Origin of the sequence: Bacillus sp. EKM501B, assembly GCF_011800505.1 — a bacterium.
In the GTDB taxonomy this organism is placed as follows: Bacteria; Bacillota; Bacilli; order Bacillales; family Bacillaceae_G; genus Bacillus_A; species Bacillus_A cereus.
Genome location: NZ_JAALFZ010000002.1, coordinates 338676 through 350944, shown reverse-complemented (window position 1 = coordinate 350944; position 12269 = coordinate 338676). Strand labels below are relative to the sequence as shown.

Sequence of the window (12269 nt, the reverse complement as noted above, 5' to 3'; positions counted from 1 at the left end):
TATGTTGTTTTATGCATCATTTTATACATAACAAACAGCGTTTATATTGTTTCGTTATTTATTTTTATTTTATATATTGCATAAAAATAAAAGTGCTGATACAATACAAACATCGAATAAATATTCTATTAAACTTTTAAATATACATTATTAGGGGGAAGAAAGATGAAGAAGTTAGTATCAATATCGTTTGCACTTATTTTAATTGTAAGTATATTCAGCGCTTGTAGTAATGAGGAATCGAAAGAAACAAAAGGAAATAAAAAAGTACTCGTAATGGGAACTTCAGCAGATTATAAACCTTATGAATATGTAGATGCGTCAAAGAGCGATGAAATTATTGGCTTTGATGTTGATGTTGCTAAATATATCGGAAAAGAACTTGGGTATGAAGTGAAAGTGAAAGATATGGATTTTGGTGGTTTATTAGCATCTCTTAGTTCAGGAAAAGTTGATTTCGTAATGGCAGGTATGACGCCAACTGCAGAGCGTAAAAATAATGTTGATTTTACAGATATTTATTTTGTTGCGAAAAATATGGTCGTTTCTAAAAAGGATTCTAACATTAAATCTGTAGAGGATTTAAAAGGGAAAAAAGTAGGGGTACAAACAGGGTCTATTCAAGAAGAGAAAGCTTCAGAATTTAAAAAACAAGTAGATTTCCAAGTTGAGGGACGTGACCGTATACCAGAAATTGTACAAGAAATTAAAGCTGGTCGTTTTGACGCTGCAATTATAGAAGATACAGTTGCTAAAAATTATTTAGAGAAAATGAAAGATTTACAAGGAATTGAAATTAAAGAAGCACCAGAAGAAGTTGGAGCAGCAATTGCCCTTCCGAAAAACAGTGATAAAACAGCTGAATTTAATAAAGTAATTAAAAAAATGCAAGAAAATGGAGAAATGGATAAATTAGTGAAGAAATGGTTTGGCAGCGGAAAATAAGCTGCCTTTCACTTTTCTGTGAGGGGAATGAAAAGAATGAACTTAGATTTTTCGGCGATTACGCCTTCGATACCATATATACTAAAAGGTTTAGAAGTTACTTTGAAAATTGTAGCAGTATCAGCTTTAGCAGGATTTATTTTAGGAACGCTATTAGCACTTTGTAAAATTGCTAGAATACGAGCATTAAATATAGCAGCAGATTTTTATACATCAATTTTTCGTGGTACACCCCTTGTATTGCAATTAATGATTATTTATTTCGGCGTCCCACAAATAATTGGTTATGAAATACCAGCATTCTTAGCTGCTGTACTTGCATTTAGCTTGAATTCAGGTGCATACATGTCAGAAGTAATTCGTGCTGGTATTCAAGCGGTTGATAAAGGACAAACAGAAGCAGCAATGGCTTTAGGGATACCGTACGGAAAAATGATGAGAAATATTATTTTCCCTCAAGCATTAAAAAATATATTACCAGCGCTTGTGAACGAATTTGCGACACTTACGAAAGAATCGGCTGTAGTAACAGTAATAGGCGCGACTGATTTAATGCGTCGTGCTTACATTGTAGGCGGTGAGACATTTAAATATCTTGAACCATTACTTTTTGTTGGACTGATTTATTATATGTTAGTCATTATTCTTACATTAGTCGGGAAGGCAATTGAAGGGAGAATGAAGAAAAGTGATTAAAATTGAAAACCTTCATAAATCATTTGGTAAAAACGAAGTATTAAAAGGAATTACAACAACAATTGAAAAAGGGGAAGTAGTCGCAATTATAGGGCCTTCTGGATCAGGAAAATCAACATTTTTACGTTGTATGAATATGTTAGAAGCACCAACGGATGGTCACATTTGGATTGGGACGGAAGAAGTAACGAATCCGAAAACGAATGTTATGCATGTTCGTGAAAATGTCGGTATGGTATTTCAACATTTTCACTTATTTCCTCATATGACTGTATTAGAAAATATTACGTATGCTCCTATCAATGTAAAAGGGGTAACGAAGCAAGAAGCTGAAAAGAAAGCTGAGAAACTTTTAGAAAAGGTTGGATTAGTAGATAAAAAAGATACGTATCCAAATCGTCTTTCGGGAGGACAAAAGCAACGTGTAGCAATTGCAAGAGCGTTAGCGATGGAACCGGAAGTTATGTTATTTGATGAACCGACATCGGCGCTAGATCCAGAGATGGTGAAAGAAGTGTTAGAAGTTATGAAATCGTTAGTTACGACAGGAATGACGATGGCTATCGTTACACATGAAATGGGCTTTGCAAAAGAAGTGGCAGATCGTGTTCTTTTCTTGGACGGAGGAAAGCTTGTAGAAGATAGTGCGCCAGAAGAATTTTTTGCAGCGCCGAAAAGTGAACGTGCGCAACAATTTTTACAAAAAATATTGTAATATGAAAAGGTTATGTGAATAATAAGTAGAAAAGGATGACATTGTGTCATCCTTTTTTTATACTAGCTGTAAATACGTTTATACATATAGGAGTAATGATATGTTTAAAATTGGATATCGTACAGTAAAAACAGCAATAGGGACAGGTGCGGCAGTTTTTATTGCTCAGTTATTAGGGTTAGAATTTTATAGTTCAGCAGGCATTTTAGTTATTTTATGTGTACAAAATACGAAGCGCAAATCACTTCAAGTGTCGTTACATCGTTTTCTAGCGTGTGTATTATCAATGGCATTCGCGTTTTGTATTTTTGAAACGATTGGCTATACACCACTTGCAATTAGCATATTGTTACTTACATTTATTCCGACTGCAGTAATGCTTAAAATTCAAGAAGGTATTGTCACGAGTTCAGTTATTGTTATGCATCTATATTCATTGAAGCAAATTACATGGCTTATAGTTGGAAATGAAATTGCTATATTAACGATAGGGATTAGCGTGGCGTTATTAGTAAATATGTATATGCCGAGTAGTGAAAATAAGCTAAAAGAGTATCAGGATAAAATAGAGAATAATTTTAAAACGATTTTGTTTGAAATGGTTGTGTATTTACGAAATCGAGAAAGTAGTTGGAGTGGAGCAGAACTCATTGAAACCGAGAATATGTTAAATGAAGCAAGAGATTTATCGTTTAAAAAACTTGAGAATGCATTTATGCGAGAAGATGATTATTACTATCGTTATTTTAATATGCGTATGCAACAATTCGAAATTTTAGAGCGAATGATACCACTAGCAGCTTCTTTATCGTGGACATATGAACAAGCTGACATGATTGCAGATGTTGTTGAAAACATTGGTAATGCTATTAGCCCTGAGAGTACTGGCGTTATTTCCTTAAGGCAGCTTCAAGAAATGAGGGAATTATTTAGAGACATGCCATTGCCAGCTACACGCGAAGAATTTGAGATACGTGCGAAACTTGTTCAACTTGTGTATGAAATGGAACAATATTTACTCATTAAAAGTCGCTTTAAGGGAAAGGATAATATAAAAGAACTTATATAGAAGGTAGGAATTATCTATGCCGTATCTTCTCTCTATCATATTATGTCTTTCTTTATCGCCGATTTGGCCTCTTGGGGATAATCCACGTGCCGGAGATCCTTTTATTATTGTAAATAAAGCAACGAATAAATTAGCTTACATTGACGATGGAAAGATTCAAAAGGTTTTTCCAGTAGCGACAGGGAAAACGAATGAATTAACTCCAGAAGGAAATTTTGATGTTGTAATGAAAGCAAAGGATCCGTATTACATTGCGAAGGATATTCCAGGTGGATCGCCAAAAAATCCACTTGGGTCAAGGTGGATTGGATTTAATGCAAGAGGAACTGATGGAAGTAAATATGGAATACATGGAACAAACCAACCGAGTTCAATTGGAAAGTATATTTCACAAGGGTGTATAAGAATGAAGAAAAACGATGTGGAATATTTGTTTGATCGCATTCCAATTGGAACGAAAGTATGGATTGTGAAATCGAAAAAATCATTTCAGCAATTGGCAAAAGAAAAAGGAGCCGTTGCATATGAAAAAGCCAACGAAAAGGTTGGCTTTTTCTATTATAATAAGTTGTCTTGACATGTGTACATAACCGTGCGTTAATGAGAGTATAGAAAGATAAAATTAGATAAAGGGGTTGCTCATATGTACTTGAATCCAAAACTTTCGTATATGCAGTTTTTTATGGGATTTCTATTTGTTATTACATTCATATTGGCAACTTTTAATATATGTTCTTATCTTGTAGCGATTGTATGTATGGCATTACTTAATCTCACTTTTGTTATTGGGGCATTTCAGCAGAAACAATATACAAGTTTTGTAATAGCGCTTGTAATGTCATTTTCCTTTAGTATTGTAGCGATTGTGTTTTATATAAAATAAACCATCTCGATGTCGAGATGGTTTATTTTGTTATGTGTAAAAAGTAAAAAAAGGACGAACACATCGCCCTTTTTACCAAAACATACTCGCGCCAGCAAGTAATGTTGTTACAAGCATAGAAATTAGCATCACATAAACCATAACTTTTTGAGCTTTTTTATGCATCGTTATACCTCCTTGCAAATCAGTACAATTTCATTGTAACGAGAAATGAAATTATGGACAAGGGGAGAGTGAGGACAAAATTCGGGAGGGGATTGCAAAATATAACAGGAAATTTGAGAGTGTGTAGAGAATATAGTAAAAGGGTATATTGTTAATTTTTAGTTGGGCAAGCTGAAGAATGGAGATACGATGATGAAAATATACGAAACAGATCGTTTATACTTAAGGGAAATTGATGAGTCGTATGCTGAAACAGTTCTTCAATATTACGACAGAAATCGTGAATTTTTAAAAGCTTGGGAAGAGTATAGACCGGATGATTTTTTTACGCTAGATTATCAAAAGAAAAAGTTGCAAAAGGATAGAAAAGAGTTCGAAGAAGGGAAAATCATCAGACTATGGATTTTTAAAAAGGGTGATGATACGAAAATAATTGGGTGTATTTCATTTAATTTAATCGTTCGTGGCATTTATCAATCTTGTGTACTCAGTTATAAATTAGATAAAGCAGAGTTAAACAAAGGGTATACGACAGAAGCGCTTAGAAAAGCAATTCAAGTTGCTTTTGGGGAATTTCAGTTACATCGTATAGAAGCTCCGATTATGCCTCGTAATTTAGCATCTATACAAGTAGTAACGAAGATAGGTTTTCAATATGAAGGCGTATCTAGGAAGATGTTAATGGTAAATGGCGTGTGGGAAGATCATATGCGCTGGGTATTGTTAAATGAGTAATAGAAAGCAGATGGTTATCTAGACATGTAAACCATCTGTTTTTTGTCTTGTATTTCGAAACTTTTGCGAAATTCTGTTATAATTAATAGTGTTACATACATAATGGTAGTGCAGGAGGCGCAGTCTTATGATTAATCAAGAACGTTTAGTAAATGAATTTATGGAATTAGTACAAGTAGATTCTGAAACGAAATTTGAAGCAGAAATCTGCAAAGTATTAACGAAGAAATTTACAGATTTAGGTGTAGAAGTATTTGAAGATGACACAATGGCTGTAACTGGTCATGGTGCAGGTAACTTAATTTGTACTTTACCAGCAACAAAAGATGGTGTTGATACAATTTACTTTACTTCTCATATGGATACAGTAGTTCCTGGTAATGGAATTAAGCCTTCTATTAAAGATGGATATATCGTATCAGATGGTACAACAATTTTAGGTGCGGATGATAAAGCTGGATTAGCATCAATGTTCGAAGCAATCCGTGTTTTAAAAGAGAAAAATATCCCTCATGGTAAAATTGAATTTATTATTACAGTCGGAGAAGAATCAGGTCTTGTTGGTGCAAAAGCATTAGACCGTGAGCGTATTACAGCGAAATATGGCTACGCATTAGATAGCGATGGAAAAGTTGGTGAAATCGTTGTTGCAGCTCCAACACAAGCGAAAGTGAACGCAATTATTCGCGGGAAAACAGCTCACGCTGGTGTAGCGCCGGAGAAAGGTGTATCTGCAATTACTATCGCAGCGAAAGCAATTGCGAAGATGCCACTTGGTCGCATTGACTCTGAAACGACTGCAAATATTGGACGTTTTGAAGGTGGTACACAAACGAATATCGTTTGCGATCATGTACAAATCTTTGCAGAAGCTCGTTCTTTAATCAATGAGAAAATGGAAGCACAAGTTGCGAAAATGAAAGAAGCATTTGAAACAACTGCAAAAGAAATGGGCGGGCATGCAGACGTTGAAGTAAACGTTATGTACCCAGGATTTAAATTTGCTGATGGTGATCATGTTGTAGAAGTTGCAAAACGTGCAGCTGAAAAAATTGGTCGTACACCTTCTCTTCACCAAAGTGGTGGCGGAAGTGATGCAAACGTAATTGCAGGACATGGTATCCCAACAGTTAACTTAGCAGTTGGTTATGAAGAAATTCATACAACAAACGAGAAGATTCCTGTTGAAGAATTAGCAAAAACAGCAGAATTAGTTGTTGCAATTATTGAAGAAGTAGCGAAGTAATGGAATAGAAAAAGCGTGTAAATCAATTGTGATTTACACGCTTTTTATTTTGATTCGATTGCTTTGACAAGACGTATAAGCCAATATAAGAAAACCTATGGAAGTATATACGTTGTTGCTACATGTACTAGACGAAGGAATAATCCTAACGTATTCATATTGAAAATCGGAAGTAGTAAATAATTAATTGCAATGATTAATATAACTACAAGGAATGTATAATTGAGTTTATCCCGCTATTTGCCGGACAGTAAGCCCCCCCACCTCAAAATTCAGCGAAAGTAAAGAATTTAGGTGAGGGCTGATTAAAGTTTCACTTTATTAGTTGATCTCATCATAATCAGACCCTTTCACATATATATCCTCTTTATATCGATTATAAAAAAGAACAAGTAATTATTATAACTATTGTGCAAAATTTGATATAATGAAAGAACGAACGTTCTGATTAGGGAGTGAGTACTATGCGAGAAATGTATCCGAAAAATGGTCGTGTTATTTTACATGTAGATATGAATTGCTTTTTCGCATCTGTTGAAATTGCTCATGATCCATCATTACAAGGAAAGCCATTAGCGGTTGCTGGAAATGAAAAAGAGAGAAAAGGAATTATTATAACATGTAGTTATGAGGCGAGAGAATACGGAATACGTACGACGATGCCCCTTTGGGAAGCGAAAAGGTTATGCCCGCAATTAGTTGTAAGGCGTCCTAATTTCACATTATATCGCGAAGCTTCATTTCAAATGTTTCAAGTCCTTTCCCGTTTTACAGAAAAGATACAACCAGTCTCAATAGATGAAGGATATTTAGATATTACAGATTGCTACGCACTTGGTTCGCCTCTTGAAATAGCAAAGATGATTCAACAAGCACTATTAACAGAGTTGCAGCTTCCGTGTAGTATCGGAATTGCTCCAAATCTTTTCCTAGCAAAAACAGCTTCTGATATGAAAAAACCTCTCGGTATTACCGTACTTCGAAAACGTGATATTCCAGAAATGATTTGGCCACTTCCAGTTGAAGCAATGCATGGGATTGGAGAAAAAACAGCTGAAAAATTAAATGAAATTCATATACATACAATTGAACAGTTAGCGAAGGGAGACGAGCATATCATTCGCGCTAAAATTGGGAAGCACGGTATTGATTTGCAAAAGCGTGCAAAAGGTACGGATGATAGGGAAGTGGATCCGAGTCAAATGGGCCAACATAAAAGTGTCGGTAACTCGATGACTTTTTCAAAGGATATGGATGAAGAGAAAGAATTGCTTGATATGTTAGAACGTTTATCAAAATCAGTGAGTAAAAGATTACAAAAGCGAACCCTTGTCAGCTATAATATTCAAATTATGATTAAATACCATGATAGGCGAACAGTAACACGGAGTAAGCAATTGAAAAATGCAATTTGGGAAGAACGCGATATTTTTCAAGCAGCATCCCGTTTATGGAAGCAACATTGGGATGGTGATTCCGTTCGTTTACTAGGTGTTACAGCTACTGAAATAGAGTGGAAGACAGAATCGGTGAAACAATTAGATTTGTTTTCATTTGAAGAGGATGCGAAAAAAGAGCCACTACTTGCTGTCATTGATCAAATTAATGATAAGTATGGAACACCGATTTTACAACGAGGTAGTCAACTACTACGTAAGCAAGAGAAGTCGTTTCAACAAAAGTTAGAAAATAAGTTTATGTAGAAGGTGTCATGAAGTAGTAAAATCATGACACCTTTCCTATTTAACTCGCTTCTAAATTTAAAGAAGTCTTCCATCCAGCTCCAGTAACGCCAGACTCTAATAGCATTCTACTTACTATTTTTTCAATTAAGATAGCCGCATTTGTCTTGCAATGTAATGTAGCCTGTATACAAACTTTTTGATTAGAATCTACATCTTCACTATACAATTCTTTTAAACGGAGCCCTTCTGTACTTACCATATGCATAAGTAAAAAACGAATATGTGCTTCATGTTCTTCTGAACAAGTAAGGGAAAGTAAGTAGTTCGTTTGTTCTGGTGATTCTTCTTTTGATTTTTTATTCATAAAAAGAGCAATTGGGCGAAGAAGTATATTTGCTAGTAACACGCCGGCTGCACCTAATATAGCTGCAACGAGGAAACCGGCGCCTGTAAGAGTACCGACAGCAGCTGCACACCATAAAGTAGCTGCCGTATTTAGCCCTCTAATACTAAAACCATCGCGGATAATAACGCCACCCCCTAAAAAGCCAATGCCACTAACGACTTGAGCAGCAATGCGGGATGGGCTAGCATCATGATCAAGCATGACGGATAATAAAACAAATATACAGGCACCAAGTGATACGAGAGCATTTGTCCGTAACCCAGCCATTCGGTGTCTCCATTGTCTTTCCATTCCAATGCAAGCTCCTACAATAATTGCGATAACTAATCTGAATACAATGTCGTACCATACCATCATGGTCACCTCCATATATAAATATGTGTTATGTTTTTTAGAATGAGCGGGGAATACCCACTCATTCTTATTTTTACAACCAGCTATGAAACTTTTTAATATAAAGCTTTTTTAGGAACTGTGTTAAAAAAGCGTAGCCTAATAGTATTCCTACTAACCAAGGGAAGTAGTTAAGTGGCAATGCTTGCAAACCAACGGCTGCACCAAGTGGTGAGAATGGAATATAAATCCCGATTGCCATAATAAGAGCGGTTAATAAAACGACTGGTGTTGATGCAGTGCTTTGAATAAATGGAATCTTTTGTGTTCTTATCATGTGAACAATTAAAGTTTGTGTTAACAATCCAACGACAAACCAACCGGACTGGAATAATGATTGCTCGCTCGGTGTATTTGCACCAAATACATTCCACATGACTACGTATGTGATAATATCAAATACGGAACTAATTGGGCCGATACAAATAATGAAGCTTCGTAAGTTTGCAGTATCCCATTTTCGTGGTTTTTCTAGAAACTCTTTATCCATTTTGTCCCATGGAATAGAAAGTTGTGAAATATCATAAAGTAAGTTTTGAATTAAAAGATGAATGGCAAGCATCGGTAAAAAAGGAATGAAAGCACTTGCTACTAACACGCTAAACACATTACCGAAGTTAGAGCTAGCTGTCATCTTAATATATTTTAAAATATTTCCGAATGTAGTACGTCCTTCTAAAATACCTGCTTCTAATATAGTTAAACTTTTTTCGAGTAGAATAATATCGGAAGCTTCTTTCGCAATATCAGTAGCAGTATTAACAGATATTCCGACATCAGCTTCACGTAATGCTACAGCATCGTTAATGCCGTCTCCCATGTAACCTACAGTGTGTCCATTTCCTTGTAATGCGTGTATAATACGAGATTTTTGCATTGGATTAAGCTTCGCAAATACAGTCGTTTCTTCAGCAAGTTTTGCTAATGCTTTATCTGGTAAAGAATCAATCTCGTAACCGAGGATTGGTTCGCCGATATCTAATCCAACTTCTTTACAAACCTTTCTTGTAACAATTTCGTTATCGCCAGTTAAAATTTTCACTTGTACACCATGTTTTTGTAATGCTTGAATTGCAGCTGCTGCAGATGGTTTCGGTGGATCTAAAAAGCCGATATATCCACTGAGAATCATATCAGTTTCGTCTTTTACTGCGTACTCTGTATCATTTATTCTTCTATCTTTTTTATAAGCCACAGCAATAACCCGCATACCTTCACTATTTAATGTCTCACTTAGTTTTTTGACATTTGAACGTATTTCCTCGGTGAGTGGAACGACTTTTTCATCCACTTCGGTGTAGTTACAAATTGATAAAATTTCTTCTACGGCACCTTTACAAACCATTGTATGTTCACCTGAAATATCCTTTACGATAACTGACATACGCCGGCGGGCGAAATCGAATGGAATTTCATCTAGCTTTTGAAAAGCTGATGGATTAAATTTATTGTTTTCCTCTGTATGCTTAATAACAGCTTTATCTATTAAATTTTTCAATCCAGTTTGATAGAAACTATTTAAATAGGCAAATTGCAAGACGCGATTGCATTCATTTCCCTTGGGATCTAAGTGACGAACAAGGACCACTTTATCTTCTGTTAAAGTTCCGGTTTTATCTGTACAAAGAATGTTCATAGCACCTAAGTTTTGAATAGAATTTAGCTGTTTTACAATTACTTTTTGTTTAGACATGTTAACGGCACCTTTAGCTAAATTAGCAGTTACAATCATTGGTAACATTTCAGGTGTAAGGCCAACAGCAACGGCAATAGCGAAGAAGAAAGCTTCTTGCCAATCTCCTTTTGTGAATCCATTAATGAGAAGGACGATAGGTGCCATAATAAGCATGAATGTAATTAAGAGCCAGCTTACTTTGTTTACACCTTTATCAAAGCTTGTTTCTACACGCTTTCCAATTACCTTATTTGCTAAAGAGCCGAAATACGTATCGGTACTTGTTGAGATGACAACAGCTTTTGCGCTACCACTTACAATATTTGTTCCCATGAAACAAAGGTTTTCCATATCGAGTGGATTGTAATTTTTTTTCATGTTTTTCGGTAAGATATGCTTATTTTCTGTATGGTAGCAGTGTTCGTATTTTTCTACAGGAAGTGCTTCCCCTGTCAAAGAAGATTGATTAACAAATAAATCTTTAGCGGATACAACACGCACATCAGCTGGAACGATATCACCAGCTGAAAGGGAAATAATATCGCCAGGTACAAGTTCCTCAATTGGAATTTCTGTTGTGTAATTTCGGTTTAAATTCTTTACATTTTTTGTTTCATGTACAAATCCATTTATTCTAAATACGCTCGCAGTTGTTCGAACCATAGCTTTTAACTTATCGGCAGCTTTTTGAGAACGAAATTCTTGGGAAAACCGAATCGTTGCACTAAGTAGGACCATTACAGATACGACAATCGTTCCTTGCATATCATCTGTGAAAAAGGAGAGTGCTCCAAGAGCTAATAAAACGAAAATAAATGGATTTTTAAATGCCAATAGAAATTGAATGTACCACGGCGCCATTTTATTATGAGCTATTTCATTCGGACCATATAAAGAAAGTCTACGAGACGCTTCTTGTTTAGATAATCCATCTTGTGTTGTTTCTAAAAGTTTTAACGCAGAGCTTACATCTTGTGTTGCAACCTCCACTAATAATTCGTTATTTGTTTTCATGCTATCTTGCTCATAAGCATGCTTTGTTTCTTGTCTTTGTAAATTAAACATCGGTAGTTCCTCCTCTGTCATGAAGGAGGAAACAATCTGTTACCTAACTATTTGAAATGGTGAGGAACAGTTTCTTTCCTACCTACATGATGAAATATGAATGTAAAACGTATGGGTATCTGGGCCGAATCATCAATTGCCAACTGTTCCTCACCTCCGTACAATTTAGTAGTTTCTGAATATGCTATGTTTGTTTCATAGTAAGGTGCATATAGACGTAAAAAGACCTTTACTCAAAACGAGTAAAGGTCTGAATTCGCAGTTAAAAGAGTCCACAACAAAGACTGTTAGTAGACATAAATAAAAACAGTTTTTGTGTATGACAAAATACATGCACCTCTCCCTCGTTGAGTTTTAGCACTGTATAGCATAGGTACTGAAACCAGCTACGTTAAAAAAGGCCTTCATTCCGACCTTTCCTGTTGACCCATTGGCGTCTCTCGACATTTTTGGGCAGCAGCGTTTCTCTATACAGGAGCCTCACCTAACAGAGACCATATTCAATTACATGTTGAATGTTAGCACTGTAAAATCGTAGTGTCAATATCTTTTTTATCTGTGTTTTTAAAATATTAAACAGATTTATAATAG

The 12269-nt window shown here is 35.5% G+C and carries 12 protein-coding genes and 1 riboswitch; of the genes, 9 read left to right on the top strand and 3 right to left on the bottom strand.

The window, feature by feature from the left end; all coding sequences use genetic code 11:
• The first annotated feature begins 165 nt into the window (after window positions 1-165).
• The 6 genes from HFD78_RS06535 to HFD78_RS06510 all read left to right on the top strand — a co-directional run bounded on the left by HFD78_RS06535 (window position 166) and on the right by HFD78_RS06510 (window position 4308).
• Entirely contained in the window at window positions 166-945 is a 780-nt protein-coding gene (locus HFD78_RS06535) for a transporter substrate-binding domain-containing protein (RefSeq protein ID WP_000737665.1), read from the top strand.
• A 36-nt stretch (window positions 946-981) separates the two neighbouring features.
• Window positions 982-1641: an amino acid ABC transporter permease gene (locus HFD78_RS06530; protein ID WP_001046915.1), complete on the top strand. Its 660-nt coding sequence runs from the start codon at window positions 982-984 to the stop codon at window positions 1639-1641.
• Window positions 1634-2356 carry an amino acid ABC transporter ATP-binding protein gene (locus HFD78_RS06525; RefSeq protein ID WP_000590202.1) on the top strand — a complete coding sequence of 241 codons (723 nt, stop codon included), beginning with the start codon at window positions 1634-1636 and terminating at the stop codon, window positions 2354-2356. The genes HFD78_RS06530 and HFD78_RS06525 overlap by 8 nt, the downstream gene beginning before the upstream one ends.
• A 100-nt stretch (window positions 2357-2456) precedes the next feature.
• Entirely contained in the window at window positions 2457-3425 is a 969-nt protein-coding gene (locus tag HFD78_RS06520) for an aromatic acid exporter family protein (RefSeq protein WP_000472665.1), read from the top strand.
• Between the two features lie 16 nt (window positions 3426-3441).
• Window positions 3442-4002, top strand: a complete 561-nt coding sequence (locus HFD78_RS06515; RefSeq protein WP_001146563.1) for a L,D-transpeptidase — start codon at window positions 3442-3444, stop codon at window positions 4000-4002.
• A gap of 66 nt (window positions 4003-4068) precedes the next feature.
• Entirely contained in the window at window positions 4069-4308 is a 240-nt protein-coding gene (locus HFD78_RS06510; protein WP_000281167.1) for a DUF3894 domain-containing protein, read from the top strand.
• 72 nt (window positions 4309-4380) lie between these two features.
• On the opposite strand, the gene prli42 is transcribed toward HFD78_RS06510, so the two are convergent.
• Window positions 4381-4473, bottom strand: coding sequence for a stressosome-associated protein Prli42 (prli42, locus tag HFD78_RS06505; protein ID WP_000549040.1), 93 nt, complete (start codon window positions 4471-4473; stop codon window positions 4381-4383).
• Between the two features lie 189 nt (window positions 4474-4662).
• On the opposite strand from prli42, the gene HFD78_RS06500 reads away from it, so the two are divergent.
• From HFD78_RS06500 to HFD78_RS06490, 3 genes are all read left to right on the top strand, one after another.
• On the top strand, window positions 4663-5208 hold the full coding sequence (locus HFD78_RS06500) for a GNAT family N-acetyltransferase (RefSeq protein WP_001987197.1): 546 nt from the start codon (window positions 4663-4665) through the stop codon (window positions 5206-5208).
• Between the two features lie 127 nt (window positions 5209-5335).
• On the top strand, window positions 5336-6454 hold the full coding sequence (locus HFD78_RS06495) for a tripeptidase T (protein ID WP_000609803.1): 1119 nt from the start codon (window positions 5336-5338) through the stop codon (window positions 6452-6454).
• A gap of 464 nt (window positions 6455-6918) precedes the next feature.
• Window positions 6919-8157: a DNA polymerase IV gene (locus tag HFD78_RS06490; protein ID WP_001208856.1), complete on the top strand. Its 1239-nt coding sequence runs from the start codon at window positions 6919-6921 to the stop codon at window positions 8155-8157.
• 40 nt (window positions 8158-8197) lie between these two features.
• On the opposite strand, the gene HFD78_RS06485 is transcribed toward HFD78_RS06490, so the two are convergent.
• On the bottom strand, window positions 8198-8899 hold the full coding sequence (locus HFD78_RS06485; protein ID WP_000262341.1) for an MgtC/SapB family protein: 702 nt from the start codon (window positions 8897-8899) through the stop codon (window positions 8198-8200).
• 73 nt (window positions 8900-8972) lie between these two features.
• On the bottom strand, window positions 8973-11678 hold the full coding sequence (mgtA, locus tag HFD78_RS06480; protein ID WP_000482691.1) for a magnesium-translocating P-type ATPase: 2706 nt from the start codon (window positions 11676-11678) through the stop codon (window positions 8973-8975).
• Window positions 11679-12009: 331 nt separating this feature from the next.
• A riboswitch (M-box (ykoK) riboswitch) is annotated at window positions 12010-12177 on the bottom strand.
• Window positions 12178-12269: the final 92 nt, after the last annotated feature.

Bases quoted from the DNA above. Each gene is read 5' to 3' on its own strand.
- HFD78_RS06515 (WP_001146563.1), top strand. From the start codon at position 3,442: ATGCCGTATCTTCTCTCTATCATATTATGTCTTTCTTTATCGCCGATT.
- HFD78_RS06530 (WP_001046915.1), top strand. From the start codon at position 982: ATGAACTTAGATTTTTCGGCGATTACGCCTTCGATACCATATATACTA.
- HFD78_RS06510 (WP_000281167.1), top strand. From the start codon at position 4,069: ATGTACTTGAATCCAAAACTTTCGTATATGCAGTTTTTTATGGGATTT.
- mgtA (WP_000482691.1), bottom strand. From the start codon at position 11,678: ATGTTTAATTTACAAAGACAAGAAACAAAGCATGCTTATGAGCAAGAT.
- prli42 (WP_000549040.1), bottom strand. From the start codon at position 4,473: ATGCATAAAAAAGCTCAAAAAGTTATGGTTTATGTGATGCTAATTTCT.
- HFD78_RS06490 (WP_001208856.1), top strand. From the start codon at position 6,919: ATGCGAGAAATGTATCCGAAAAATGGTCGTGTTATTTTACATGTAGAT.
- HFD78_RS06520 (WP_000472665.1), top strand. From the start codon at position 2,457: ATGTTTAAAATTGGATATCGTACAGTAAAAACAGCAATAGGGACAGGT.
- HFD78_RS06495 (WP_000609803.1), top strand. From the start codon at position 5,336: ATGATTAATCAAGAACGTTTAGTAAATGAATTTATGGAATTAGTACAA.
- HFD78_RS06485 (WP_000262341.1), bottom strand. From the start codon at position 8,899: ATGGTATGGTACGACATTGTATTCAGATTAGTTATCGCAATTATTGTA.
- HFD78_RS06535 (WP_000737665.1), top strand. From the start codon at position 166: ATGAAGAAGTTAGTATCAATATCGTTTGCACTTATTTTAATTGTAAGT.
- HFD78_RS06500 (WP_001987197.1), top strand. From the start codon at position 4,663: ATGATGAAAATATACGAAACAGATCGTTTATACTTAAGGGAAATTGAT.